Source organism: Nostoc sp. CALU 1950 (assembly GCF_051172895.1).
Lineage (GTDB): Bacteria > Cyanobacteriota > Cyanobacteriia > Cyanobacteriales > Nostocaceae > Nostoc > Nostoc edaphicum_A.
In genome coordinates, this window is the sequence record NZ_JBDNJQ010000040.1 from 1 (window position 1) to 26,448 (window position 26,448).

The window sequence follows — 26,448 nt, forward strand, 5'->3', positions numbered from 1 at the left end:
ACGCGATGAATCGCCGTCTCTACAAAGGGCTAACTATTGTAGAGACGGCGATTCATCGCGTCTTTGTTTATCGCGTCTTTGTTATATTGCGGAAAACACCGAAATGAGAAAGCATTTAAGCCTTTTGAGAAAGCAATATCTCCTTTTGCTTGCTAAATCTACCGAAATGAGAAAGCATTTAAGCATTTTGAGTAAGCAATACCTCTTTTTGCTTGCTAAATTTACCGAAATGAGAAAGCATTTAAGCTTTTTGAGTAAGCAATTAGGCATTTTGAGAAAGCATTTAAGTATTTTGAGAAAGCAATTAGGTATTTTAAGAAAGTAATTAAGCATTTTGATAAAGTAATCAGCAAATATACTCGATGATTGAAAATCTCAATTGCATCTAAATAAGTCGGCGTTTAGATAACTCAATAACTTTCCGTAGTATCTCTGAAGCTTAAGCAAGCATAAAGGATTTATAAAGTATCAAAAGCATGGTTAAAATTTAACTCCTATAAATAGGGTTTCTTTAAGTCCGCCAGCGCGGACTTAATTTTTAGAGCCACAGATTTATTTTCTGAGTGGCAAATTTACTATGCTCTTTTTTTATTCTTCAAGCATAGGAAATTATGTCGCTTAATTTTCAACGAACACGCGATTTACTCTATAACTTCCAATTTAGTGATTTGTTTATTGAGGAATTAGGTTGGTCGCAACCCTCAAGACAAAAACCTGTAACTTTAAAAATTGATAATAAGAAATATCAATACCAGAAGATTGCTGAACTTTCGGGTGTTGCAATCTTTGAAGTCACCGCAGCAGATGGGAAAATACCAGAGGCTAAGGTTAGAGATGAGATTTACAAAGAAATTAATAAGCTGATAGCTGAAAACCTTCTAATTTTTATTACCGAAGAACGCACACGGAGTCTTTGGTATTGGGTGAAAAGAGAAGGAAGTAAAACCTCTGTTCGTGACCACTTATATGTGAAAGGTCAACCAGGAGACTTATTTTTAAGCAAGCTTGGTTCTTTAGTTATTGATATTACTGAATTAGAGCATGGGGAACCGACTGTTGTCGAAATTGCTTATAAGCTACAACGCGGTTTTGATGTTGAGCCAGTAACTAAGAAGTTTTACAAGGAATTTCAAGAACAACATCAGAAGTTTTTGCTGTTTGTGAAAGGAATTGATAATGAGATAGATAGACGTTGGTATACATCGGTAATTCTGAATCGCCTGATGTTTGTTTATTTTCTCCAGCGTAAGGGTTTTATTGATAACAAAGATTTAAATTATTTGCAAAATAAGCTTGAGCAAAGTAAACAAAAAGGTGAAGATCATTTTTATGGTGAATTTCTCAAGGCTTTGTTTTTTGAAAGCTTTGCAAAACCTGAGATTGAACGCGATTTATCTGTACAAGAATTGGTAGGTAAGGTTAAATACCTGAATGGTGGATTATTTCTCAAGCATCATATTGAAGATAAATATCAAATCTCTATAGTTGATGAAGCATTTGAGCAAGTTCTAGATTTATTTGCGCGTTATTCTTGGAATTTGGATGATACGCCGGAAGGGAAAGACGATGAGATAAATCCTGATGTCTTAGGATATATTTTTGAGAAATACATTAATCAAAAAGCTTTTGGAGCCTATTATACTAGACCACAAATTACAGAATATCTCTGTGATAGAACTATACACAAGTTAATTGTAGACCGCGTAAATGATGCGCTGTCTGATCAGTATAAGCCATTTGAGGATATCAACGAACTTCTTATCAAACTGGATACAAATGTTTGTCGTCTACTAATGGAAGATATTCTTCCTAATTTATCAATTCTTGACCCGGCTTGCGGTTCTGGTGCTTTTCTTGTGGCGGCGATGAAGACGCTTATCCAAGTTTATAGTGCGGTGTTCGGAACAATTAAATTGATGGATGATGGTATTCTCAAAACTAAGCTTGAAGAGATAGAAAATTTTCATCCATCACTACCTTATTTTATCAAAAAGCGGATTGTTTCTGATAACCTCTATGGTATAGACATCATGGAGGAAGCTACAGAAATTGCTAAACTGCGTCTTTTCTTAGCGTTGGTTTCTTCTGCTAATGATGTGGAAGAGTTAGAGCCTTTGCCTAATATTGATTTTAATATTATGGCGGGTAATTCGTTGATTGGATTGATTAAAGTAGATGATACGGCTTTTGATGCAGTGGGAAATTCTCTACAAGGAAATCTATTACAGTCTTTAGCCGCAGATAATTATAAGAAGATTTTAGAAGAAAAGAATAAATCTGTTGAGTTGTACAAAAAACACGCTTTTTTACCGAAAGCTTTACCAGATACAGATACACCTCAAGATACTCGATTGATACACCTCCGCAAAAATATTGAACAACTCAATAAACAATCGCAAGAAAAATTAAATCTTTTGCTGTTGGATGAGTTTAGTAAGCGTTTGGGTATCAAGTACGAAGAGGTTCAGTTAACTGGAAAATCACAGAAGCGTGTTTTGAAGGTTGAAGATATTGCAGCTTTGAAGCCGTTTCACTGGGGTTATCATTTTAACGAGGTTTTAGAACGCGGTGGTTTTGATGCAATTATTACTAATCCGCCGTGGGAGATATTTAAGCCACAGGCGAAAGAGTTTTTTGCACAGCATAATGAATTGGTGACGAAGAACAAGATGGATATTAAGGATTTTGAGAAAGAGCAGAATAAACTCTTACAAAATCCAATAATTGCTAGTACTTGGTTAGAATATCAAAGTCAATATCCTTATGTCAGCGCTTATTATCGTTCATCTGAACAGTATAAAAATCAGATTTCTATTGTGAATGGTAAAAAAGCAGGTACGGATATTAATCTCTATAAGCTGTTTACGGAACAGTGTTTTAATCTTTTGCGTTCAGGCGGTGAGTGCGGAATTGTAATTCCTAGTGGGATTTACACTGATTTGGGGACTAAGCAATTGCGGGAAATGTTGTTTAGTCAAACTAAAGTTACTGGACTTTTTTGCTTTGAGAACCGCAAAACTATTTTTGAAGAAGTTGATAGCCGTTTTAAGTTTGTTGTTCTTACTTTTTTTAAAGGTAGTTCAACAACTGAGTTTCCATCGGCATTTATGCGTCATGATGTGCATGAACTTGAAAAGTTTCCTAGTAAAGATAGTTTGCAGATTAATGTTAATATGGTTTGTAAACTATCACCTGATACGTTGTCTGTAATGGAGTTTAAGAATGAAGTAGATATCCGCATAGCTGAGAAAATGACTCAGTTTCCTTTATTAAGTAAAAAGTTTGAGGATAAGTGGAATTTAATCTTTCATAATGAATTTCACATGACTAATGATAGCCATCTCTATTTTAAAGAGCAAAAACCAGAGATGCTTCCATTATATGAAGGTAAAATTTTTCATCAATTCACTCATCAATGGGGTAAACCTAAGTATTGGCTGAATGAAACTGAAGCAGTTAAACAGTTGTTATCACTACGTCAAAAACATATAGATAAAATTATTAAAAATCTTTATATTAAATTACCTGATAATTTAGAAATAGCTCTTGATTATAAATCTTATAGATTAGCTTTCCGTGATATAGCGGCTAGCACTAATGAGCGTTCTATGATTATGACTATATTGCCAAAAAACGTTTTTTGTCCGCATACAGTTTCTCTAGAGCAAGTTTATGATGTTCGTGTCGAAGACGGAAAAATTAACCCTAATTACCAATTAATCAGCAATGCTGAAAAACTTTATATTTGTACAATAATGAATTCGTATATTATAGATACCTATTTAAGACGAAGTATTACTAATCATCTTTCATTCTTTTTCGTATATGCAACACCAGTCCCACGTTTAACAAAAAACGATCGCAACTTCAACGATATTGTACAACGCGCCGCCAAACTCATCTGCACCACACCAGAATTTGACGAACTCGCGCAAGAAGTCGGTTTAGGTTCCCATCAACAAGGCGTTACCGACGAAGCAGAACGCGCCAAACTCCGCGCCGAACTCGATGGAATGGTAGCACATCTTTACGGTTTAACCGAAGATGAATTTAGCTACATCCTCACTACCTTTCCGATTGTGAATGCAACCGTTAAAGAAGCAGCATTGTCAGCTTATCGTACCTTTGCCCCAATGTTTGCAAACTCAAAAATAGAACTGACGCAAAAGTAGACGCTGTAGAAGCGATTCATGATATTACTGTATTAAAGAATCTCAATATAATCTGATAACTACCAGCAATGCCTGTCCAACCATAAATTCAAGAGCATGTTGACTCGGCAGCTCAGTGCTAACATGGCCTTCGTTGACCACAATCCTCAATTAATGGAGATACCCATGAAAGAATTAATGAAACAGCCTTCATCTTGGCTACCAAATGGAATAAAACTTAATCTTTCTGATCAATTTCGCCCTTTTTCTTTTACTGAAGAATTACAATTTCGTCTAGAAGAACTATTAAAAAAAAATAAAGAAAATTTACTCAATCCAGATGAACAAGCAGAATTAGCTGGTTTATTGGAATTAGAAAAAATCTTCAGTTTTATCAACGCTCAACTTGCTTCTTAATTGTGGTTATTAACAATTTTGTTCGTTTAAATGTCCGTAAAAGGGCAAAATATTTGTGTGAATATTGTCACTCTCCAGAACGATCAAATGCAACACCCTTTACCATTGATCACATTATTCCTCAATCTTTAGGAGGATCGGACGACCTCAATAATTTGGCTTTAGCTTGTCATCGTTGTAATCAAAGACGGTATAATTTTACAACCGCAATTGATCCAGAAACACAAACAGAAGTTGCATTATTTAATCCAAGAAATCAAAATTGGTCAGATCATTTTATCTGGACAAAAAATAAGTTAAATATCATTGGCACAACTCCTATAGGTCGTGCAACTTGCAGTCGTTTTGATTTTAATGATCAAGACCACGATGATGGGTTTATTCTAAATTCCCGTCAACTTTGGTTAACAGCAGGTTGGCATCCACCTATTGGCGATCTATGTCAATAATAAAAGAAACAGCATTGTTAGTTTACCGTAACTACGATTATGTTTCGTTAAAATCGAATTGCTGCTATAAATACAACAATGTATTTAAATAAGGTGTAATAAATTACTATATAAATCCGGCAGCATTTACCTAGTCGTAATTTGAGAACCGTGCAAATTTATCCTCACTCCGAATTTAACCATAGCCGCGATCGCCGTGAACAGGGTTTGCAAAATTTGCTCGATCGCCTTGTTAAAACAATGCAGCGCGATGAGTTAGTCCGGCAAACAACAAATCAACTCAGAGAATCGCTTCAGGTTGATCGGGTGGTGTTGTATTATTTTTACAGTCAGTGGGAAGGTCAGGTGACTTTTGAATCTTTAAGTTCTCAAGAATTCTCAATACTTGGTTCCACTGGCCCAGATGATTGTTTTAACAACGAGTATGCTGCTTTATACTTAGCAGGACGGGTAAAAGCGATCGCTGATATTGAATTAGAGCCAATCCAGCCTTGTCACCGCGATTTTCTCCGCAATATGCAGGTTCGCGCCAACTTGGTTGTACCAATTATCATTCCTAGAGGATTATGGGGATTGCTAGTAGCACATCACTGTCAAGGGCCTCATGATTGGTCGCCATTAGATATAGAAATGATGCAAGCAGGGGCACAAACTCTAGCAACAGATAGTAATATTCTGGAGAGCTAAAATAATTCGTCATTTGTCATTTGTCATTTGTCATTTGTCATTTGTAATTCGTAGTTAAAAGGGCGGTTAGAAACCGCGTCTACACAGACAAAACCCACCTCCGTGGGTTTGAAACCCTCAATTTTTTCTAGATAAGGAGAAAGAATTATGAAATTTGGTTACACGGTCATCTGGGTAGACGATGTAGTTAAAACAGTTGAGTTTTACGAAAAAGCCTTTGGTCTAGTTCGTCGCACTCTCCAGGATAAAGGACAATCTACGTGGGCGGAAATCGAAACTGGAAACACCACGCTAGCTTTCTCTTCTAGTAGCGAAGCACAAAAGTTATTTCCTGGTGGTTTCCATCCTAACGACGCTACACAACCACCGCCATTAATCCAGATATCATTTATCACTCCTGATGTTGGTAGCGCTTACATGAGAGCGATCGGGGCTGGCGCAAAAGTATTAGATGCTCCTAAAACGCAGCCTGGGGGAAAAACTATTGCTCGTGTGCGTGATCTCAATGGCGTGTTGGTGTCGTTGGTGAGTGGCTAAGTAGCAAGTTGCTTTGAACACGATTAATTAGGCAAGCGATCGCTTGATACAGAAAAAACGCGATCGCAGTTCTGAATCTCCGTTCCGAGTCAAGGCTCTGCTTCTACTCCCAACGCTGTTAACTGAACTGCTAACCATTGCACACGGCTTTACTCCTGAGCCAGGGTTCGCACTTCTTCCACTGGCAATCCCAAAGCTTGAGCAATCTGTTCGATGCTCAAATTCATTTGCAATAATCGGGGTATGGCATCTCTTCTAGCTTGTTCTGCAAGTTCAGCCCGTTGGCGTTCTTGTTCTGCTCGTTGCCTTTCTTGCTCGGCGTTGCGAGAAATTTCTGTATAAGTTAAAAACCGTTCTCCATCAGGGCGATATAGCTGCAAACCCTCTGATGATGGAACAAACCGAATTTTTAACCGAGGACTCACCCAATCTTCCATTTGGGGGATGACATCTAACCCATCTTCACTACGCAACCATCCACGCAAATTATTTTTCTCAGGATCGTAAATGTAATACTCTTCCACGCCATAGCGGTCATAGAAAAGTAATTTCTTGTCCATTTCAGTTTGGGTGTTGCTGGGAGAAAGAATTTCAAACACTACTTGTGGTGCAATTCCTTCCTCTTTCCATTGTTGGTAGCAGAGGCGATCGCCTTTTGGTCTACCCAATACCACCATCACATCTGGGGCGTTAACAATTTTGTTGCGTCCCTCTACTGGATACCAAAACAAATCGCCAGCGACAAATACATTTGGATCGTCCGCAAATAGACACTCGATATTCTGCTTAAGTTCTACAATCCAGCCAAACTGTATGGTACTGTTAGCAATTGGTTGTCCGTCACTATCTGGGTAGATGACCTCTGGCTGGGTCGGCGGTTGGATTTGCAATACCATAGCTTCGCCCTCAGAAGGATATTTAATCGAGATGCTTCCAAATTAGCAGACTCTTAAGGATGTCTGCGGCATGAATCTGGAAGGATAACTAATTAAAACAGTACGATTGTTCTACTATAAACTAATTAAAGATAGTATTATTAAGGACTGTTTCATAAGAAACTCCTTCTTCGCCGCCCAATATGTCAGACCAACAGCTAGCAGCATCCTTGAATGGACATCTTCCCAACCCCAGCCACAACAGCCAGAATACCATTCGGATTCGGGGTGCTAGGCAGCATAATCTGAAAAATATTGACTTGGAATTGCCACGCGATCGCCTAATTGTATTTACTGGCGTTTCTGGCTCTGGTAAGTCTTCCCTAGCCTTTGATACCATTTTCGCTGAAGGGCAACGTCGCTACGTGGAATCCCTCAGCGCCTACGCACGGCAATTTCTCGGACAGTTGGATAAGCCGGATGTGGAGGCGATTGAAGGTTTAAGTCCAGCAATTTCTATTGACCAAAAGTCAACGTCTCATAACCCGCGTTCCACTGTGGGTACGGTGACGGAGATTTACGATTATTTGCGGCTATTGTTTGGTCGGGCTGGTGAACCCCATTGTCCGATATGCGATCGCTGTATTGCACCCCAGACAATCGATGAGATGTGCGATCGCATCATGGAATTACCAGATCGCACCCGCTTCCAAATTCTTGCACCCGTTGTCCGGGGGAAAAAGGGCACACATCGTAAGCTTTTGTCAAGTCTTGCTTCTCAAGGTTTTGTCCGCGTGCGAATCAATGGTGAGATCCGCGAACTGTCAGATTCCATTGAATTGGATAAAAACTTTACCCACACCATCGAAGTGGTAATTGACCGCTTGGTGAAAAAAGCTGATATCCAAGAGCGTTTGGTTGATTCCCTGTCTACGTGTCTCAAGCAATCGGGTGGGATTGCAGCCATTCTGGTGAGTCTGCTTGGCGACGACGGACAAGAAAAAGAAGAAGAATTAGTATTTTCGGAAAACTTTGCTTGTCCAGAACATGGCGCGGTAATGGAGGAACTATCACCTCGATTGTTCTCCTTTAACTCGCCTTATGGTGCTTGTCCGCACTGTCATGGAATCGGGACTTTAAGAAGATTTGCGCCAGATTTGATAGTACCTGACTGGGAAGCGCCAGTTTATGCTGCGATCGCGCCTTGGTCAGAAAAAGATAATTCTTATTATCTGGAATTACTCTATAGCGTCGGACAGATTTATGGGTTTGAATTACAGACAAATTGGAGCAAGCTGACAGAAGAACAGCAGCAAATTATTTTGTTTGGCGAGAAAGATGAACGAGCCGCAGAAGCACAGAGGAAGCAGAGTTTTAAAGGTGCTATTCCAATTTTGCAACGGCAGTATGAGGGTGGTTCGGAATTAGTTAAGCAAAAATTAGAGCAGTATTTAATTGATCAACCTTGTGAAGTTTGTCATGGAAAACGGTTAAAACCGGAAGCTTTGGCGGTGAAATTGGGTCAATATGGAATTTTAGAATTAACTAGCGTCTCAATTCGGGATTGTCGAGAGAGAATTGAGCAATTTCAATTGAGCGATCGCCAGTTACAAATTGCTGATTTAGTCCTGCGAGAAATCAAAGCCAGATTGCAATTTTTGTTAGATGTCGGTTTAGATTATCTTACCCTTGATCGTCCAGCCATGACCCTTTCCGGTGGCGAAGCCCAACGGATTCGTCTAGCAACGCAAATTGGTTCTGGTTTAACGGGAGTTCTCTACGTTTTAGATGAACCGAGTATTGGTTTGCATCAAAGAGATAATGGTAGGTTGCTCAAAACCTTAACTAAGTTGCGCGATTTGGGTAATACATTAATTGTCGTTGAACACGATGAAGAAACAATTCGTGCCGCTAACTATATAGTTGATATTGGCCCTGGTGCAGGAATTCACGGCGGAAATATTATCGCCCAAGGTGATTTTGAGGCGTTATTAGCAGCAGAAGATTCTTTGACGGGTGCATATTTATCAGGAAGGCGAGTAATTACCACACCAGCAGAACGCCGAGAAGGAAATGGGCGCAGTTTGGGAATTAAAAATGCCCATCGCAACAATTTACAAAATATAGATGTAGACATTCCGCTAGGTAAACTCGTCTCCATTACTGGTGTGTCTGGTTCTGGCAAATCTACCCTGATTAACGAGTTACTCTACCCATCTCTGCAACACCATTTAACCAAGAAAGTCCCTTTACCAAGACATTTGGATAAAATTCAGGGATTAAACGCGATTGATAAAGCGATCGTTATCGATCAATCTCCCATTGGACGCACACCACGTTCTAACCCTGCAACTTACACAGGAATTTTCGATGCGATTCGGGATGTATTCTCCCAAACAGTGGAAGCCAAAGCTAGGGGTTACAAACCTGGACAATTTTCCTTCAACGTTAAAGGTGGACGTTGCGAAGCTTGTAGCGGACAGGGCGTGAATGTGATTGAAATGAACTTTCTCCCGGATGTTTACGTGCAATGCGAAATTTGTAAAGGTGCAAGATACAACCGCGAAACATTGCAGGTGAAGTACAAAGATAAGTCGATTTCTGATGTTCTCAGAATGACGGTTGAGGAAAGCTTAGACTTTTTCCAGAATATCCCCAAAGCGATCGCGCGTTTGCAAACTTTATTTGATGTCGGGTTGGGTTATGTCCAACTAGGACAACCTGCGACAACCTTATCTGGTGGTGAAGCGCAGCGGGTAAAATTGGCAACAGAACTATCTCGACGCGCCACAGGTAAGACGCTTTATTTAATAGATGAACCGACAACAGGGTTATCTTTTTACGATGTCCACAAATTATTGGATGTATTGCAACGATTGGTAGATAAAGGTAATTCAATATTAGTAATTGAACATAACTTAGATGTAATTCGTTGTTCTGACTGGGTGATAGATTTGGGGCCAGAAGGTGGCGACAAAGGCGGAGAATTGATTGCTGTGGGGACACCGGAGGAAGTTGCAAAAAATCCCAGGTCTTATACTGGGCAATATTTGCAGCAAGTGTTGCAGCAATATCCGGCGGTGAAGAAGTCGTAGAATGCTTTGGTGAAAGGTAACGCACCTTATGAGTACATTCAAGGTGTTAAATTTATGTAATATCATGTCCGGTTAATCAAGCCCAATAAAAATGTTCGTAGTAAGGACTAAAGTCCTGGCTTTGGGGACTGAAGTCCCCACTACAAGCTGTTTCTTATGGGTGATTTAGCGGAGATCATATAACAAAGTAGTCATGACTTTATGGCATTTTTGTTAAGTCAAAAAGCTGGAAGCATAAGCTTTTTCTATACGGAAAAGTTATGCTTCCACTCTCATCAATTAATGGAGAAGTTTAAGGTCTGAAGAATGGAGCTAAGCGGATTCGAACCGCTGACCCCCTCAATGCCATTGAGGTGCGCTACCAACTGCGCTATAACCCCTTAAAATCCATTATACATAATGGCTTAATTATTAGTACTTTGTCAAGCTTTTATGGAAACTAAATTTTAAATATCTCATCAAGCACCTAACACTCACTACGACACTTGCAACAAATAGGTCATACAGTGCCCCATCAAAAAGTAAACTACTAACATGGCAGCAGCAGCCAAAGCAACCAATGTACCAGCCAACATGAGAGAAAATTCTTTACTCTCGTAGGCTCTTTCCATTAAGTGCAGCGACCACGCTACCAGGGCTACATCAAAAAGTAAAATAGGAAGCAACATATTTTTTAATATTTGTTAATACTTGTAAAATAATATTAACACCCTTTCAGGGAAGTGTGTCTAACCTCAGATAGATGTCATTAAATGCTAAATGGAGGTTTAGGAGATTAGTCTGACTGGCACATTGCGATCGCGCAAGTAATTCTTAATTTCTGCTACGCTTAATTGCCCGTAATGTAACAGGGATGCGAGTAATGCCGCTTCCGCTTTGCCTTGGGTTAGGGCAGTGTAGATATGTTCACAATTACCTGCACCACCAGAAGCAATAACTGGAATTTCTACAGCATCGGCGATCGCCCGTGTAATCTCGATGTCGTACCCAGCTTGGGTTCCATCCGCATCCATACTTGTAACTAGCAGTTCTCCGGCCCCCCGTTTTTCAACTTCTTGTGCCCAAAGTAGAGCATCTAAGCCTGTGTTTTCCCTGCCACCCCGCACATACACATCCCAACCTGGATTTTCCGGGTTATTTCTGCGTCTGGCATCAATAGCAACAACTATGCATTGATTCCCAAAGCGATCGCTGGCCCGATTAATCAAGTCTGGATCACGCACCGCCGCAGAATTAATACTAACCTTATCTGCGCCCGCTCGTAACAAAGCTTTAACATTTTCTAAGGATTGGATACCACCACCCACAGTCAATGGAATAAAGACCTGTTCAGCAGTTCGGTAGACCACATCTAAAATTGTAGCTCGGTCTTCATGAGTAGCTGTAATATCCAGAAATACTAACTCATCAGCACCGGCTTCGTTGTAAACCTTGGCCAGCTCTACCGGATCGCCTGCATCTTGGAGATTGACAAAGTTAACTCCTTTTACAACCCGTCCCGCCTTCACATCTAAGCACGGTAAGATTCTTTTAGATAACATAATAACTTTTGTACTTCTGGGTAATTGACCGGAATTTAAATTTTAAATTGGCGCGGGTATTTCCAAACGAAAATTTTCACGGGAATGGGGTATGGGGGATTATGAAAAAGGGTAAAGGGTAAAGGGGAAGGGGGAAGGGGTTTGTTTATTTATCCTTTTCCCTTTGTCCTCTCATCTTCCCCAGTCCCTAGTCCCCACTCCCCACTCCCCACTCCCTAGTCCCTTAAAAGTAGATAGCTGAATTATGGCGATAATCTCCTCGAAAAAACAGCCTCCAGAACCCAACGGAGAACCAAAGCAGCGTCGAGAGTCGGCGAAAGCACCATCCACAGACAATATTTTGCAACCTGAAGCTGCTATTGATGAACAAGATAAGCAAGAAGAGGGTATTCGACCGCAGCGATTTGCCGATTACATTGGGCAAAAAGATTTAAAGGATGTGCTAGATATTGCCATCAAAGCAGCCAAGTCTCGTGGTGAGGTACTGGATCACTTGCTACTCTATGGGCCGCCGGGATTGGGCAAAACCACAATGGCAATGATTTTAGCATCGGAAATGGGGGTAAATTACAAAATTACCAGTGCGCCAGCCCTAGAACGTCCACGAGATATTGTCGGGCTACTGGTAAATCTTAAGCCAGGGGACATTTTATTTGTGGATGAAATTCATCGCCTCTCGCGGATGACGGAGGAAATTCTCTATCCGGCGATGGAAGATTATCGCTTAGATATTACTATCGGGAAGGGTTCCAGCGCTCGTATTAGAAGTTTGCCGCTGTCAAAGTTTACCCTAGTAGGGGCTACAACGCGTGTAGGTGCTTTAACTTCACCACTGCGCGATCGCTTCGGTTTGATTCAAAAACTCCGATTTTACGAAGTTGATGAGCTGACTAAAATTGTACTGCGAACTGCTCAATTACTTAAAACCCCTGTTACAGAAGATGGTGCCGCAGAAATTGCCCGTCGGTCACGCGGAACGCCACGGATAGCTAATAGGCTACTTAAAAGAGTGCGTGATTATGCTGAGGTAAAAATATCTGGTGAGATTAATGAAAGCATTGCATCTGAGGCATTGCAACTATTCCAAGTAGATCCATGCGGTTTAGATTGGACAGATCGTCAAATGCTGAGTGTGATAATTGAACAATTTAATGGTGGGCCAGTGGGGTTAGAAACAATGGCAGCAACGACGGGTGAAGATACCCAAACCATTGAAGAGGTGTACGAACCTTACCTGATGCAAATTGGGTATTTAACTCGGACTCATCGCGGCAGAATGGCGACTAAGGCAGCATACAAGCATTTGGGATTTACGCCGCCTAATGAACAGTTGTCATTATTGTAATTATGGGCATGGGGCATTGGGCATTGGGCATTGATTGTAAATGAGTCTTTGAACTCCATTAATGAGCCTTTGAACTCCATTCTTCTGCCCCATGCTCAATGACAAATGACAAATGACAAATGACAAATGACAAAGAACAAATTAGGTAAACCTAGATGATTAAATTGATTGGTATTGTTCTCAGTCTGTTACTTGTGTTTGGCTGGGCTACTCCAGTTATGGCACAATCTCAACCGCCCATTACTCAAGAACAGTTAAAACAAGGCGATGAGTGGGCAAATCAAGCGTTTACAGCAACGAATCAAGGTGATTTTGCGACGGCTGAAACTTACTGGACAAAGATTATTGAGGAATTTCCCACTAATGCCGGGGCGTGGAGTAACCGGGGAAATTCGCGGGTGAGTCAGAATAAGTTGCAAGAGGCGCTGGCAGATTATAACAAAGCCATAGAACTAGCGCCGAATGTCACCGATCCATATTTGAATCGGGGTGCGGCATTGGAAGGGTTGGGAAAATGGGACGATGCGATCGCAGATTATAATCATGTCTTAGAACTCGATCCTAAGGATGCGATGGCGTATAACAATCGGGGAAATGCCAAAACAGGTTTAGGAGAATGGGAAGATGCGATCGCAGACTACAAAAAATCTAATGAGATAGCGCCAAATTTTGCCTTCGCCCGTGCTAACTATGCCCTCGCTCTTTATGAAACAGGTCAAAAAGAGCAAGCAATCCGCGAAATGCGAAATATCGCCCGTAAATACTCCAAATTTGCTGATGTGCGTGCCGCCCTCACAGCGGCATATTGGGTGAATGGAGAACAAGGTGAAGCCGAAAGTAACTGGGTAGCAGCTTATGGACTTGATAGCCGCTACAAGGATATCGACTGGGTAAAAAATATCCGCCGTTGGCCTCCCAGCTTAGTTACAGCTTTGGATAAGTTCTTGAAAATCCAGTAATTAAATAATTCGTAATTCGTAATCACGCTCTCTACGAGATGCTAAAAGCGTAGCTTGCTTCTCTGTAAGAGTACGCGGACTCGCTAACGTAATTCATAATTAATAGGACTTACGCACACTCTACGAATTATTCTATAACAGACGCTGTGCGTAGACTCCTCAAAATGTTAGCAGGTAAATCAAAAGGGGAAGCGAAGCAATCGCTCCCACCTGATTCTGAAACTTTCTACACTGAGTTAATCTCAAGAACTCGCTGATTTTGCTGACGCTTTCCAGTTACCACCATTGGTACACCACCGCCTGGTGCTAAGAGGAAGCTTTTCCGAACTGGGAGTACTGGTTTTGTATCAGCTAGTTTCATTTGCCAAGTAGATAGTACAGTTGCCAATACCAGTTTCATTTCAAACAGGGCAAATGCCATGCCAATACAGCGACGATTACCACCACCAAAGGGCAAATATTCAGCTGGACTAAATTGGCGTTCTAGAAAACGATCTGGCTGAAACTGTTTTGAATTGGGATATAAATCTTCTCGATGATGGTTCAAATAAATACAAGGAACCAATATAGTACCAGGGTCAAATTTGTAGCCTGCAATTTCTAAAGGTGATTTAACCAATCGATTTAATCCCAACATTGCCACTGGATATAGGCGCATTGTTTCTGAACAAACTGCATTCAAATAAGGTAATCGGAAAATGGCGTTTGGGTCTTTGTTGTCACCGAGGCTATCCAGTTCTTGTATCAGTTTTTCCCTTACTTCAGGCTGATGATGAATCCAGTACAGCGCCCATGCCAAAGAACTAGCCGTAGTTTCATGACCTGCAACCAACAAAGTCATCAACTCATCACGTAATTCCAAGTCTGTCATCGGCTCACCTGCTTCATCACGAGCCGCCATCATCAAAGACAGAATATCACTTCGAGACTGATCGGCAAGCGATCGCCTTTCTTGAATTTCAGCATAGATGAGATCATCCATTTCCTGCCGCAAACGTAGATAACTTCCCCAAGGACTACGAGGCCCTAAATCCTGTCGTAATAATGGGAACATGAGCAGTATTGCCCGTACAATAGGTCTTTTTGGATTCAGGATCGCAATCAGGATTTCTTTGAGTTTTTCATAACGAAGTCCGTCCTTTAGACCAAATACAGCCTTCAAAATCACCTGAAAGGAAATTTCTTGCATGGATGACAAGACTGTAAAGGTTTCTCCGACTGGCCACTCACTAGTTACTTGCTGGGTGATTTCACAGATTAAATCACCATAAGCCTGCATTCTTTCACCATGTAGAGGAGGCGTCAGCAGTTTACGCTGGCGTTGGTGAGGTTTTCCTTCTAAGGATAGTAGAGAATTTGGCCCCAATAAAGGCGAGCCTGAACCTGCTGCTGCACCAGAATCTAACTGTTTTGGATCTGTGGTAAAAATCTGCTGAATCGCTTGAGGATTGCTAATGAAGACTTGAGGAGTAAAAACTGGGCCAATTCGGAGAGTGAACATATCACCATAGCTTTTAGCACAGTCTTCCATGTATTCCAATGGGTTAGTCAGCCATTGATACGTCTGTACCCAAGGGTGAGTTTGGGGGCCATTAGGCAGTTTAAGTGCAGACATTTTTATTTACCTCCCAATAATTGGAGCATAATTGTTATCAGCTAGTCATTCATCCACGCATAGCTTGATTGATTTTAGAACACAGATCAGGCAGATGAACTTACCAACTTTTGAATCTGCCTTGGGGTTAATTCTTGCACATTACGCAAAACTACTGCTGCTCCCGCTGCTAGCAGTGTCTCACTATATGCATCACTACGCGCTGCTGTTTCCTGGACGTGGGGAGGTAAAACGCCTACACCAAGCCAAGTGCGAGTAGAATCTAGACTCCGCGCTTTCTCAACGGTATACATATCTGCTACCGTATCTCCCACATACACGATCGCTAATCTTTGCTCAATTCCATTTTCTAACTCACGAACTGTAGCGAAAAGTCCCGTAGGGTCAGGTTTACCTGGTGCATCTTCCATCGCAATTAACACCGGAGATGCCAAACCCAGGCGTTTTTCCAATACATAGTTCGCAGAAGCACGAGTTGCACCGCTGAAAAATCCCCACGCAATACCTGCTTCGGTAAGTTGTTCTAAATAGCTAGGTTGCAATAACAAAGGTTCATTACAGATATACCCTGTAAAATTATTTGGATCTGAGCCTCGGTAACGGGATTGAAAAAAAGCAACGATCGCAGTGTAATCTAGTTGCAGTTGTTCACGGCTCTGTTTTTGGGTTTCAAAGTAGCGGTAAATTAATTCCTGCGATGCTTCCCAATCGTTATTCCACACGCCTTCAGACTTTAGTTGGTCAATATCTAGTGGGCTTGGGCGATATGCTTGGGTAGTAAAATATTCTACGGTATCTGCGATCGCCCGGCGATAGGAACCGCTAACATCGCGCACAACGCCATCAATATCAAAAATAGCGATCGCCTTTGTAAAAGTTTTTTGAGTCATGGAGTAGGAAGCAAAAGAGTTTTACATCATCATAAAACGTGAAATCATGACTCAGGTAAAAAATCGGGGTCAAGGGCTTGCTCTGGTGTAAAGGGAGATTTTTCTGGGAAGATAGCGATCGCTAATCCAGTTTCAATGACAGCCAGTCGTCTAGCGGTTTGATAGCTTTCATCGAAAACCTGATCAAAGTGAGGCTTTAAACTCGGACTTTCCTTGAGTGCTTTTTGGATTCGCCTGCGCTGTTCCAAAATAGTGTACTGCCAACTTTTTGAGCGCCTTTCAGTTTGAATTTGATATTTGAGCAGATGCATCAGCAACACTTCCAGATAGCTCTCCAATGCCCGCTTTTCACTTCTGCCCATCGTTTCAATTTCTTCAATCAGGTTGTCTAAGTCCAGTTGTGTGAAATTCTTTTGCTTGAGCAGTTCTGCGGTGGTTTGAATCCACAGGTAAAAGTCTTGCTCATACAAATCTGAATCAGATGTTGTTTGAGATTGGGGCAGTTGGGCAGTCACGTCGCTTCGCTCCGAATTCAAAATTAACAGCAAAATCTTCTAAATCAAGGTGTGATTATGGCTCCGGTAAAAAATCGGGGTTGAGGGCTTGCTCTGGCGTAAAGGGAGATTGTTCGGGGAAGGTAGCCAAATGCAATTCAGTTTCATCGGCAGCCAAGAGTCTAGCATCGTCATAACATAGCCCAAAAACCTCATCAAAATATGCTTTGAGGCTAGGACTTTCTTCTAGAGCTTGTCTGATGCGTTTGCGATGCTCCCGAATTGTTGCACGCCAACTACCAGAGCGCTTCTCGGCTTGATATTTATACTTCAATAGGTGCATTAGCACCACTTCCAAATTGCTTCTAAGTGCTTTCTTTTCACTCCTGCCCATTGTTTCAATTTCTTCAATCAAATTCTCCAAATCCAGTTCTGTGAGCCGACCTTGCTTGAGCAGTTCTGCTGTGGTTTGAATCCACAGGTAAAAGTCTTGCTCATACAAACCTGAACCAGATGTTGTTTGAGATTGGGGCAGTTGAGCAGTCATAAGCATCTTTAGTTAGCGCCGACTACACCTTATGCTAGCCCAATCCAATCACTGTTTGGTCATTTGATAGAGTATTGCGTTAAAATAAGCGATCGCTATCCTAGTTAAGTAATGCCCGGAAATTCCCGGAGGTGTGATTGACCAAGTTTATTTTGAAAATTCTGTGGCTAGACGAGAACGTTGCTCTAGCAGTCGATCAAGTTGTAGGCAAAGGCACCAGTCCTTTGACTAAGTACTTTTTTTGGCCCAGAAATGATGCCTGGGAAGAGTTAAAGAAGGAATTAGAGTCCAAACATTGGATTACTGACCTGGATCGTGTCGAGTTGCTTAACAAAGCAACAGAAGTGATTAACTACTGGCAAGAGGAAGGCAGAAACCGTCCAATGGCAGAAGCTCAGTTGAAATTTCCAGAAGTTGCCTTCACAGGTAGCGCTTGATATTACAACTAGCTGTTGTGCTGTTCTACAAGCTGCCACAGTTTGATAGTCTTGTCCCGGCTGCCACTTGCAATTAATTGTGTAACTTTGTTCACAGCAACAGCAGATACTGAGTCTACATGACCAGAGAGAGTAACAATCTCTTCTGCTGTGCTTACCCTCCAAAGTTTAACTGTTTTGTCGCAACTTGCACTTAGGAGCGTTTCGCCATCGGCAGTAAAAGCCACAGCCACCACAGACCAAGAATGGCCTACAAGTGTGCAAATTAGCTGACCTGTGTTTACGTCCCACAATTTAATAGTGTTATCATCACTACCCGTCGCCAAAATTTTCCCATCGGGACTAAAAGCGATTGTCAAAACCGCCCATGCATGACCCGAAAGGGTGCCTAACAAGCTATAGCATGGGCGGTTTTGAAGTTCTTTGTGGGAACCTGCTAATGCAGATATCTGCCACAAGCGAATTGTTCTGTCATAACTAGCACTGGCTAAAACCTGCCCTTGTTGACTAAATGCGACTGAATTTACCTGTAATTGGTGTCCAGTTATGGTGCAAATTTCTGTGCCAGTATTGACATCCCAGAGTTTGATTGTCTTATCCCAACTACCACTAGCGAGAATCTGCCCATCTGGACTGAAAGCAACTGATTTTACAGCGTGTGAGTGTCCCAATAAGGTGCAGATTTCCTCTAATGTTTCAATTTGCCACAATTTGATCGTTTTATCGTCGCTAGCAGTTGCCAGAATTTTCCCATCAGGACTGAAGGTAACTGATTTTACAGCTTGGGAATGTCCTGATAAGCTAGCTAGGACTTTTTTGGTATTTAAATCCCACAATTTGATGTTTTTGTCATCGCTAGCACTGGCTAAAGTGTAACCGTCGGGACTGATGGCAAGGGCATTCACACTACTCAATGTCCCAGAATGCCCCGTTAAGGTATGCAAACATTGCCAAGGAGGATTTGGTAATTTAAAATCTTGAGTCTTATATTCCATACCCATTGCTTGCATAACTTCATCAGCCGATTGAAAGCGGCGGTTAACAGCATTTTGCAGCAGCTTGTCGAGGATTTGCGCCAAGCGATTGCTTATCCCACTAGTAAGATAATCTCGCCAAACCCAGCAATCATTTGCAATATCAAATAAATCAAAGGGAGGAATCTGGGTAAGTAAGTAAATACAAGTGACACCTAAGCTATATAAGTCACTAGCAAAAACCGCTTTTCCCCTTGTTTGTTCTGGTGGAGAGTATTCTGGACTGCCGATACTGGTTTCGGATATTAGCCGATCAATTTCTGTGATGATTTTAGCAGTGGTAAAATCGACTATGAGAAAGTTTCCCTTTTTGGTAATTGGGGATCTACGGATGATATTGTGGGGTTTAATATCGCGGTGGATGATGTTGCGATCGCTAATAAACTGCAAAACTGGCAACAAATCTTCTAACAGTTGCCAAATCTGAGTTTCATTAAAAGCGCCTTCTTCTTCAACCACCTGAGCTAAATTAGTGCCTGCAATAAACTCCTTCACTAAATAAAAATGCCCATTCTGCTGAAAATAAGCTAATAAAGTTGGAATTTGCGGATGCTTTCCTAATTCCTCTAGTTTTTGCGCCATTTGCTGGAAATTTTTAGATATTTCGTATTCCAACGATAATTCTTGAATGACGCAAGGAACTGGCGGAAACTGACCTTCGTCTATTGCGAGGAAGGTTTTACAGAATCCCCCTTTACCAATCTGCTTGAGTAAACAATAACGTTCTTGTAAAAGCAAAATTTCTTTGCCTACATAGCATCCACAATAAAATATAGCTGTTTTTAGTTACTTATAACTCGGAATTGCTTACGAGCAAGTATAAAAATTGCTAAAAAATACTAGTAAAAATAGCTTGTTATCAAGAAGATGCAGAAATTCTTAGGTCTAACTGTTTGTTTATCTGCTGTTATCTCATTTGTGCCTACAGTAGCCTTTAGCCTTCCGCTCTCAGGAAACCAGACACTAAACAATTTGGCTGAAAAAGCTAAGTTAGAGGTTTCTAAGACTACAGGTATCGCGGCTGAACACCTCACTGTAGTTAACAAAGCAACTCTAGCTGATACTGGAATCACGCGGTTTAAGCTAATAGATACCCAAGGCAATATCTATGGCGTATCCCTTGATGCTGCTGGCAATCAAATTAGTCAGGAAGCATTAGAACAGGCTATTCAAGCAATCAATAATAAGGGCTTCGTTGGCAAATTGGAAACCGAATTAGCGAATCGCATTAGTCAAGGAAGCAATAGCCCTATCAGGGTCATTTTTCATCTAAAAGGAGAAACAGTTCAGCCTTATCGAGGATCGAACCGTACTGAGCATCAAAATCACTTAAATACTCTTAAATCTCACTATCAAGTAATTCAGCAACCTCTTGTAAACCAACTTAAGGAAAGTAACCAACGGGTCATTTATCAATCTCTTTATACACCAATTGTGGTGGCGGAAGTTACCCCTTTGTTAATCCAAAAGATCGCTGCTCGTTCTGATGTAGAGCGAATCTATCTTGCGCGACGGACAATACGAAGGTAAAACGATTAAATTTTAGTTTGCCAGAAGAGGCTGAACGTTTCTCTTTGTAACTATTGCCTCTTCTGCTTATCCAAACTTTATTGGGGGCGCACATATCCACGCCCCGAACATACGTTGCTAATGTTACTTATCTACAGGAAAATTCACAACTATCGGTGGAAGACCGTTATCTGTGGTTGGTTGCGCTTTGGTAACTACTGGTTGCGGATGCAAAGGTGTTGGTGTCAATTCGCCCTTACCAGTTTGATTCCATAAAATCATGGATAGTAGCCCATCTACTAAGCCGTTATTGCTGCCGTTGCTGCCAACTAAGACATCTGGAATCAAGCGGACATTGCGATCGCCTATAATCTGCATCAGTTGCATTGCTGTATAACCTTGTGACCCCAAAGCTTCCACACCAGCGCGGTAGGTTTCAGCTTTGGCGTTACCTGTGGCCCGGATACCTTCAGCCTCAGCAATTGCCCGGAGTTTTGTCCCCTCGGCTTCACCGTTTGCCTCTTTAATTTGGGCTTGGGCTTTTAGATCAGCAATATGTACACTCTGCTCCGATTTCACCATTTCTTGCTGGATATTAGCCAGTGCCGTTTCCCGGACAAGTTGCTGCCGTTGGGTTTGCGCCATCTGCTGGACTTCATAAGTCTTGCGTTCTTCTTCGGCAATTTTCCGGTCTGTCTGTGTCTGCATTAACGATGCTGGTGGCTGAATATCACCAATGAGGGTGTCGATCGCTTGCACGTCATAAGCCCGCAATGCTGTTTTAATATACTCAGCAGCCTCAGTTTGCCGCTCACTCCGAGCAGTCAGAAAGTCTAGTACAGTACAGTTTTGGGCTGAGTTGCGGAAATAATTACCGATAGTTGGTTCTAATACATGGTCTACCAGATTTTGCATTGCACCAACGCGAGAAATTACCTTCGGCGCATCTAAAGCACCCACATGGATAATTTGCGCTACTTCTAAATCAAAAGCAAACCCATCACGCGATCGCACTGTCAAGGAAGCTAGTTGAGCATCATAGCTGTGACGTTCGGTGCGACCTGACCAGTTTAAGACAATGTTGGTCGTTGGCACTAGTTCCATCTTCATGATCCGGGAATTAATCGGGTGCTTACCAGGATACAGCGGTTCGATCCATACGCCCTTATGTCCAGGATTAACCAAATTGCCGTGGGTGAAAGCCGCACCGCTGACATCTTGATGTGCCTTACCCACGAAAGAAATTACCACACCCACATACCCAATAGGAATTTCCGTCATCGGCACTTGTTCAACCTGGACAAACCAAGGATTCAAGTTCCAAGAACCAGATAGCAACGTTTGCTCTTGTAAGCCTCTCCGCCCACCGCCATTAATAAATTTCTGACCATTTTGGAAGTTGTCGTGTCCGTCAATTGTGGGGCCTGCGAGTTCACCGGCAGAGATTGGCAAACCATCTAAGGTAGTGACGATGCCAACTTTGTCCGATGCCAGACTGTACACCCGCAACTGTTCTGGAGTCATGCCATGAGCGCTGGCATTTGATGCCATGATGACTTTAAATAGGGCAGTGTTGATCCGGTACGTACCTGCGGTGAGAAAACCCATTTGCCGCCCTTTTTCCCCACCTTCGGTGAGGAATTTCCGAGCATCTTGGAAGTTGTCACAACCCACGATTTTACCCAAAATCCGCTCTGGTGGGTTGGATGCGCCATCTGCTGCCACAATCAAAGCGATTTCCCCTTGGGGAACGACAATTACCGTCTCTTTTTTTACAGAATACTGCCAAGGCCAATAGCCCCAGTGCCAACCAGGAGCTAAAGTATCTGCCTGTAAGCCAGCTTCCCCGTTGAGGGCAATCAAACTGCCGGCGGGGAGTCCACGCCCGGAAAGGGTAAATTTCCTAACTACAATGCCTACTTCGCGTTCACCAATGACTACAAGTCCGCCAAAGAACAGAGGGACAAATATGATGAAACCGCCCACAAGGACGATGGGAATTAGTACAACAGGATCAATTCCAGCAGCTTGATATTGAATACTGCTAGTTTGTAATTGGGCAATATTTGGTTTAGTCTGATTTCGCTGGACAGTTGCCGAAGTAATTTCTTTTGCAGTAGTTATTTTTACGGTAGTAGCATTAGCAGAATGAATACTACTAGCGTTTGTCATTCGCGTAGCGTCTCTTAGAGAAGACGTTGGCGTAGCGTTCGTCAAAGACGTTGGCGCAGCCATCGCTAATGTTGCTACGATAGATGCTGCAAAACAAGCTACCTTATTTTGTTTACGAGTACCAAGCAAAGATGAAAAGCTTTTCATAATTTGTGCCCATTTGGGCAACTAATTAGTTAAGTTAACACTTCACCAAGGCTGGCCTCGATTTCTTAAACTTGACGTAATTTTTTTAAAAGTTAATAAATATTTTGTAGGTTGGGCAATATCCAACCTACAAAGTAGAAATAGAAAGTTAAATTAGACCAAACCGCCAGCTGCTTGAAACCGAGCGCGGGCACGTTTGAAGGCTTGGTTTGCCTGGATTTGGGCTTGGCGATCGTCTCCTGTAACTTGATTCAGACGCGCTTCTGCTTGGTTGTAAGCAGTACGGGCTTCATCAAGGTTAATTTTGTCACCACGTTCAGCGCCATTAACCAGAATTGTCACTTCATTTTCTTCAACTTCGGCAAAACCGCCTAAAAGAGCGATCGCTTGCCAATTCTGATTTTTAGCAGCGCGGACTCGCATTACACCAGTATCCAGGGCGGTCAAAAGTGGTGCGTGTCCAGTTAAAATACCTAGTTGGCCAGTAGTGCTAGGCAAAACTACTTCTTCAGCTGGGGCATCCCATACTGTTTTGTCTGGGGAAATTACACGAACGGTTAATGTCATTTGTCTTTTGTCCTTTGTCTGTTGTCCTTTGTCCTCTGTCTTTTGTCCTTTGTCATTTGTAATTGCCATTAGTCATTAGCACTTGAACTAATGACTAATGACCAATGACCAATGACCAATGACCAATGACCAACGACTAATGACTAACCTTTGATTTTTGCAGCTTTAGCGATCGCTTCGTTAATATCGCCAACCAAGTAGAAAGCCTGTTCTGGCAGATCATCCAACTCACCAGACAGAATCTTTTGGAACCCTTTGATGGTGTCTTCCAACTTCACGTACTTACCAGGAGAACCGGTGAATACTTCTGCTACAAAGAACGGCTGAGACAAGAAACGCTCAACTTTCCGGGCCCGCGCTACGATGAGACGGTCATCTTCAGACAATTCATCTAGACCAAGAATGGCGATAATGTCTTGGAGTTCTTTATAACGTTGCAGGGTTGATTGCACCGCCCGCGCAGTATTGTAGTGTTCGTCACCTACAATGTTGGGCTGGAGCATGGTGGAAGTTGAATTCAGCGGGTCAACTGCGGGATAAATTCCCTTCGATGCCAAACCACGAGACAGTACTGTTGTACCATCCAAGTGGGCGAAGGTAGTAGCAGGTGCGGGATCGGTGAGGTCATCCGCAGGTACGTACACTGCTTGAATGGAGGTAATGGAACCCTCTGTAGTTGAGGTAATCCGTTCTTGCAGTTCACCCACGTCGGTTCCCAATGTGGGCTGATATCCTACCGCTGAAGGCATCCGACCCAGTAGCGCCGATACTTCTGAACCTGCTTGTACAAACCGGAAAATGTTGTCAATAAACAACAGCACGTCCTGCTTGTTCACATCGCGGAAGTACTCTGCTACTGTCAATCCTGAAAGACCAACCCGCATTCTGGCTCCGGGTGGCTCGTTCATTTGACCGTAAACTAGAGCAATTTTTGATTCGTTGAGGTTGTCATTGTTAATAACCCCAGACTCAATCATTTCGTTGTAGAGGTCATTGCCTTCACGGGTGCGCTCACCCACGCCAGCAAAAACGGATACTCCACCGTGCTGGGTAGCGATGTTGTTGATCAACTCCATCATGATCACGGTTTTACCAACACCAGCACCGCCGAATAGACCAATCTTACCGCCGCGTCGATAGGGAGTCAGAAGGTCAACAACTTTAATCCCAGTCTCAAACACCGAAGGTTTGGTTTCCAGGTCAGTAAATTTGGGAGCAGAGCGGTGGATGGGTAGAGTCGCCTCAGCATTTACTGGGCCTCTGTTGTCCACAGGTTCGCCAAGGACGTTGAAAATTCGACCCAAGGTGGCTTTACCAACTGGCACAGTAATGGGAGCGCCTGTATCGGTAACTTCAAAACCGCGCACTAAGCCTTCGGTGGAACTCATTGCAACAGTTCTCACCTGGTTGTCGCCCAGCAATTGCTGTACTTCAACGGTGATGTTGATTTCCTGTCCAGCTTCGTTGGTGCCTTTGATTTTCAAAGCGTTGTAGATTTGTGGCAATTTCCCGCCGGGAAATTTAACGTCTACAACTGGGCCAATGATTTGGGTAATGTAGCCAATGTTTGTTTTTTCTGCGGTTGTGACCATGCTGCGCCTAATGAGTGAAGCTATATTTCAGATACGGTCGGAGAAGACATAATAATAAGCAATGTCAATTTTCACTTTAGCACCGGACGGGGACATAACTCCCTTAGTAATTCCTTAAAAAGGAGTTTGGCGGCTGTGGTTGTAGCCCTCATCCTGACCTTGATCCCTAATCTCATTTTTCAGATGCGATCGCCCTAGCTATCACGCCGTGTACCGAAAGATGCTATTATACTAAATTTACCAAATATTTACATTTGCACTTATAGCAAAAAACCTAGATTTTGATACAAGTGCTTTTGCTTCATAAAATTAACATGAGTTCGATGAACCTCTCCCTCCCAGCCTCCCTCTGGGAAACGGAAAGGGAGGAGCAACGAAAAATTCAGCTTTGGCAATAGATATTATGGTAAGGCTATCTACAAACTACATTTCCAAAACTTCTGAATATCCATAAGATAAAGATAGATACAAAAAACCGCTTTTAGCCAAGCCGTGATGCCTGGGTTAGGCGTAGCTGCGGCTTTATCCTCACACTTCCACCGAGCAACAGCTTATGAATTTCTCGTCAGCACGACAATATTTTTACCAAGAGATTCAGCAGTCTGACGAGCACATTGACTTAGCAAAGGCAGCTTTGTATATTGCACAAGAAGAATATCCCAAGCTAGATCAAGAAGAATACCTCAATGCCCTTGATACAATGGCATGGGAGCTTCAAGAACGCCTCCCTGATTCACGATATCCTCTGCGGATAGTTCAAAGTATTAATCAGTATCTTTACGAAGATTTAAATTTTTCTGGTAACAAAATTGACTATTACGACCCGCGCAACAGCTTTTTCAATGATGTAATTGACCGCCGACTGGGAATTCCCATTACTTTAGCGCTGGTTTACCTAGAGGTTGCTCGACGGATTGATTTTCCGATGGTGGGTGTGGGAATGCCAGGACATTTCCTAATTCGCCCGGATATTCCAGATATAGAGATTTTTGTCGATGCTTTCAATGGCGGTGAAATAATATTTGCCCAAGATTGCGAAGAACGGCTGTCTGAGCTTTATCAGCAATCGGTAACGCTACAACCAGAATTTTTAGCCGTAGTCAGTAATCGGCAATTTTTGGCAAGGATGCTGACAAATTTAAAATTTATTTACCTCAAACAGCAAGAGTTAGAAAAAACACTGGCAGCCGTTGAACGAATTTTATTGCTGTTTCCTGGTTTAACTTTAGAATTGCGCGATCGCGGTTTAATCTATTATCAGCTCGGTTACTACCCCCAAGCCGTAGACGACTTACAAAAATATTTAGTAAAAGTTCCCGATGCCGAAGATGCATCTGTGATTCGGCGGCTACTTACCGAGTTGGGGAATGGGGAATAGGGAATAGGGA

Annotated in this window: 23 protein-coding genes and 1 tRNA gene; 12 read left to right on the top strand and 12 right to left on the bottom strand. The window is 42.2% G+C overall.

The window, feature by feature from the left end; genetic code table 11:
* Positions 1 to 103: 103 nt before the first annotated feature.
* The 6 genes from ABF638_RS13390 to ABF638_RS13415 all read left to right on the top strand — a co-directional run bounded on the left by ABF638_RS13390 (position 104) and on the right by ABF638_RS13415 (position 6,241).
* Entirely contained in the window at positions 104 to 325 is a 222-nt protein-coding gene (locus tag ABF638_RS13390; protein WP_435023173.1) for a hypothetical protein, read from the top strand.
* 286 nt (positions 326 to 611) lie between these two features.
* The gene (locus tag ABF638_RS13395; RefSeq protein WP_435023174.1) at positions 612 to 4,172 is read left to right on the top strand and encodes an Eco57I restriction-modification methylase domain-containing protein; all 3,561 of its coding nucleotides are present in this window, start codon (positions 612 to 614) and stop codon (positions 4,170 to 4,172) included.
* Between the two features lie 96 nt (positions 4,173 to 4,268).
* Positions 4,269 to 4,568, top strand: coding sequence for a hypothetical protein (locus ABF638_RS13400; protein WP_435023175.1), 300 nt, complete (start codon positions 4,269 to 4,271; stop codon positions 4,566 to 4,568).
* Between the two features lie 2 nt (positions 4,569 to 4,570).
* Entirely contained in the window at positions 4,571 to 5,017 is a 447-nt protein-coding gene (locus ABF638_RS13405; RefSeq protein ID WP_435023176.1) for an HNH endonuclease, read from the top strand.
* Between the two features lie 150 nt (positions 5,018 to 5,167).
* Positions 5,168 to 5,704, top strand: a complete 537-nt coding sequence (locus ABF638_RS13410; protein WP_435023177.1) for a GAF domain-containing protein — start codon at positions 5,168 to 5,170, stop codon at positions 5,702 to 5,704.
* A 147-nt stretch (positions 5,705 to 5,851) separates the two neighbouring features.
* Positions 5,852 to 6,241 (top strand): VOC family protein, encoded by a 390-nt coding sequence (locus ABF638_RS13415; RefSeq protein ID WP_435023178.1) that lies wholly within the window; start codon positions 5,852 to 5,854, stop codon positions 6,239 to 6,241.
* A 149-nt stretch (positions 6,242 to 6,390) separates the two neighbouring features.
* On the opposite strand, the gene ABF638_RS13420 is transcribed toward ABF638_RS13415, so the two are convergent.
* A complete protein-coding gene (locus ABF638_RS13420; RefSeq protein WP_435023179.1) occupies positions 6,391 to 7,137 on the bottom strand; it encodes a Uma2 family endonuclease in 747 nt (248 codons plus the stop codon).
* A gap of 182 nt (positions 7,138 to 7,319) precedes the next feature.
* On the opposite strand from ABF638_RS13420, the gene uvrA reads away from it, so the two are divergent.
* Positions 7,320 to 10,211: an excinuclease ABC subunit UvrA gene (gene uvrA, locus ABF638_RS13425; RefSeq protein WP_435023180.1), complete on the top strand. Its 2,892-nt coding sequence runs from the start codon at positions 7,320 to 7,322 to the stop codon at positions 10,209 to 10,211.
* A gap of 307 nt (positions 10,212 to 10,518) precedes the next feature.
* On the opposite strand, the gene ABF638_RS13430 is transcribed toward uvrA, so the two are convergent.
* The 3 genes from ABF638_RS13430 to hisF form a co-directional block, all read right to left on the bottom strand.
* Positions 10,519 to 10,591 (bottom strand) — tRNA-Ala (locus ABF638_RS13430).
* Positions 10,592 to 10,687: 96 nt separating this feature from the next.
* Entirely contained in the window at positions 10,688 to 10,879 is a 192-nt protein-coding gene (locus ABF638_RS13435) for a hypothetical protein (RefSeq protein ID WP_069071057.1), read from the bottom strand.
* Between the two features lie 99 nt (positions 10,880 to 10,978).
* Positions 10,979 to 11,752 carry an imidazole glycerol phosphate synthase subunit HisF gene (gene hisF, locus ABF638_RS13440; protein WP_435023181.1) on the bottom strand — a complete coding sequence of 258 codons (774 nt, stop codon included), beginning with the start codon at positions 11,750 to 11,752 and terminating at the stop codon, positions 10,979 to 10,981.
* Positions 11,753 to 11,996: 244 nt separating this feature from the next.
* Here hisF and ruvB point away from each other — a divergent pair, with 244 nt between their 5' ends.
* Complete coding sequence (gene ruvB, locus ABF638_RS13445) at positions 11,997 to 13,097, top strand: Holliday junction branch migration DNA helicase RuvB (RefSeq protein WP_181928553.1); 1,101 nt, start codon at positions 11,997 to 11,999, stop codon at positions 13,095 to 13,097.
* Between the two features lie 155 nt (positions 13,098 to 13,252).
* Complete coding sequence (locus tag ABF638_RS13450) at positions 13,253 to 14,056, top strand: tetratricopeptide repeat protein (RefSeq protein WP_435023182.1); 804 nt, start codon at positions 13,253 to 13,255, stop codon at positions 14,054 to 14,056.
* A gap of 226 nt (positions 14,057 to 14,282) precedes the next feature.
* On the opposite strand, the gene ABF638_RS13455 is transcribed toward ABF638_RS13450, so the two are convergent.
* The 4 genes from ABF638_RS13455 to ABF638_RS13470 form a co-directional block, all read right to left on the bottom strand.
* Positions 14,283 to 15,671 carry a cytochrome P450 gene (locus ABF638_RS13455; protein WP_435023183.1) on the bottom strand — a complete coding sequence of 463 codons (1,389 nt, stop codon included), beginning with the start codon at positions 15,669 to 15,671 and terminating at the stop codon, positions 14,283 to 14,285.
* 86 nt (positions 15,672 to 15,757) lie between these two features.
* The gene (locus ABF638_RS13460) at positions 15,758 to 16,561 is read right to left on the bottom strand and encodes a TIGR01548 family HAD-type hydrolase (RefSeq protein WP_435023184.1); all 804 of its coding nucleotides are present in this window, start codon (positions 16,559 to 16,561) and stop codon (positions 15,758 to 15,760) included.
* A gap of 44 nt (positions 16,562 to 16,605) precedes the next feature.
* Entirely contained in the window at positions 16,606 to 17,076 is a 471-nt protein-coding gene (locus tag ABF638_RS13465) for a DUF29 domain-containing protein (protein WP_435023185.1), read from the bottom strand.
* A gap of 55 nt (positions 17,077 to 17,131) precedes the next feature.
* The gene (locus ABF638_RS13470; RefSeq protein ID WP_435023186.1) at positions 17,132 to 17,602 is read right to left on the bottom strand and encodes a DUF29 domain-containing protein; all 471 of its coding nucleotides are present in this window, start codon (positions 17,600 to 17,602) and stop codon (positions 17,132 to 17,134) included.
* A 137-nt stretch (positions 17,603 to 17,739) separates the two neighbouring features.
* On the opposite strand from ABF638_RS13470, the gene ABF638_RS13475 reads away from it, so the two are divergent.
* Positions 17,740 to 18,039, top strand: a complete 300-nt coding sequence (locus tag ABF638_RS13475) for a 30S ribosomal protein PSRP-3 (protein ID WP_094333099.1) — start codon at positions 17,740 to 17,742, stop codon at positions 18,037 to 18,039.
* Positions 18,040 to 18,047: 8 nt separating this feature from the next.
* Here ABF638_RS13475 and ABF638_RS13480 read toward each other — a convergent pair whose 3' ends face one another.
* The gene (locus ABF638_RS13480; protein WP_435023187.1) at positions 18,048 to 19,811 is read right to left on the bottom strand and encodes a protein kinase domain-containing protein; all 1,764 of its coding nucleotides are present in this window, start codon (positions 19,809 to 19,811) and stop codon (positions 18,048 to 18,050) included.
* Positions 19,812 to 19,940: 129 nt separating this feature from the next.
* Between ABF638_RS13480 and ABF638_RS13485 the strand changes: the two genes are divergently transcribed.
* Positions 19,941 to 20,603, top strand: a complete 663-nt coding sequence (locus ABF638_RS13485; protein WP_435023188.1) for a hypothetical protein — start codon at positions 19,941 to 19,943, stop codon at positions 20,601 to 20,603.
* Between the two features lie 123 nt (positions 20,604 to 20,726).
* Here ABF638_RS13485 and ABF638_RS13490 read toward each other — a convergent pair whose 3' ends face one another.
* The 3 genes from ABF638_RS13490 to atpD form a co-directional block, all read right to left on the bottom strand.
* Complete coding sequence (locus ABF638_RS13490) at positions 20,727 to 22,901, bottom strand: SPFH domain-containing protein (protein WP_435023189.1); 2,175 nt, start codon at positions 22,899 to 22,901, stop codon at positions 20,727 to 20,729.
* Between the two features lie 153 nt (positions 22,902 to 23,054).
* Positions 23,055 to 23,468 carry an ATP synthase F1 subunit epsilon gene (gene atpC, locus ABF638_RS13495; protein ID WP_435023206.1) on the bottom strand — a complete coding sequence of 138 codons (414 nt, stop codon included), beginning with the start codon at positions 23,466 to 23,468 and terminating at the stop codon, positions 23,055 to 23,057.
* A 143-nt stretch (positions 23,469 to 23,611) separates the two neighbouring features.
* On the bottom strand, positions 23,612 to 25,060 hold the full coding sequence (atpD, locus tag ABF638_RS13500) for a F0F1 ATP synthase subunit beta (RefSeq protein WP_181928584.1): 1,449 nt from the start codon (positions 25,058 to 25,060) through the stop codon (positions 23,612 to 23,614).
* 553 nt (positions 25,061 to 25,613) lie between these two features.
* On the opposite strand from atpD, the gene ABF638_RS13505 reads away from it, so the two are divergent.
* Positions 25,614 to 26,438, top strand: coding sequence for a SirB1 family protein (locus ABF638_RS13505; protein ID WP_435023190.1), 825 nt, complete (start codon positions 25,614 to 25,616; stop codon positions 26,436 to 26,438).
* Positions 26,439 to 26,448 lie beyond the last annotated feature (10 nt).

Coding starts and splice junctions, on each gene's coding strand:
- ABF638_RS13435 (WP_069071057.1), bottom strand. CDS start 10,879: ATGTTGCTTCCTATTTTACTTTTTGATGTAGCCCTGGTAGCGTGGTCG.
- ABF638_RS13450 (WP_435023182.1), top strand. CDS start 13,253: ATGATTAAATTGATTGGTATTGTTCTCAGTCTGTTACTTGTGTTTGGC.
- atpD (WP_181928584.1), bottom strand. CDS start 25,060: ATGGTCACAACCGCAGAAAAAACAAACATTGGCTACATTACCCAAATC.
- ABF638_RS13400 (WP_435023175.1), top strand. CDS start 4,269: ATGTTGACTCGGCAGCTCAGTGCTAACATGGCCTTCGTTGACCACAAT.
- ABF638_RS13420 (WP_435023179.1), bottom strand. CDS start 7,137: ATGGTATTGCAAATCCAACCGCCGACCCAGCCAGAGGTCATCTACCCA.
- ABF638_RS13395 (WP_435023174.1), top strand. CDS start 612: ATGTCGCTTAATTTTCAACGAACACGCGATTTACTCTATAACTTCCAA.
- ABF638_RS13485 (WP_435023188.1), top strand. CDS start 19,941: ATGCAGAAATTCTTAGGTCTAACTGTTTGTTTATCTGCTGTTATCTCA.
- uvrA (WP_435023180.1), top strand. CDS start 7,320: ATGTCAGACCAACAGCTAGCAGCATCCTTGAATGGACATCTTCCCAAC.
- ABF638_RS13390 (WP_435023173.1), top strand. CDS start 104: ATGAGAAAGCATTTAAGCCTTTTGAGAAAGCAATATCTCCTTTTGCTT.
- ABF638_RS13470 (WP_435023186.1), bottom strand. CDS start 17,602: ATGACTGCTCAACTGCCCCAATCTCAAACAACATCTGGTTCAGGTTTG.
- hisF (WP_435023181.1), bottom strand. CDS start 11,752: ATGTTATCTAAAAGAATCTTACCGTGCTTAGATGTGAAGGCGGGACGG.
- ABF638_RS13455 (WP_435023183.1), bottom strand. CDS start 15,671: ATGTCTGCACTTAAACTGCCTAATGGCCCCCAAACTCACCCTTGGGTA.
- ABF638_RS13505 (WP_435023190.1), top strand. CDS start 25,614: ATGAATTTCTCGTCAGCACGACAATATTTTTACCAAGAGATTCAGCAG.
- ABF638_RS13460 (WP_435023184.1), bottom strand. CDS start 16,561: ATGACTCAAAAAACTTTTACAAAGGCGATCGCTATTTTTGATATTGAT.
- ABF638_RS13415 (WP_435023178.1), top strand. CDS start 5,852: ATGAAATTTGGTTACACGGTCATCTGGGTAGACGATGTAGTTAAAACA.
- ruvB (WP_181928553.1), top strand. CDS start 11,997: ATGGCGATAATCTCCTCGAAAAAACAGCCTCCAGAACCCAACGGAGAA.
- atpC (WP_435023206.1), bottom strand. CDS start 23,468: ATGACATTAACCGTTCGTGTAATTTCCCCAGACAAAACAGTATGGGAT.
- ABF638_RS13490 (WP_435023189.1), bottom strand. CDS start 22,901: ATGAAAAGCTTTTCATCTTTGCTTGGTACTCGTAAACAAAATAAGGTA.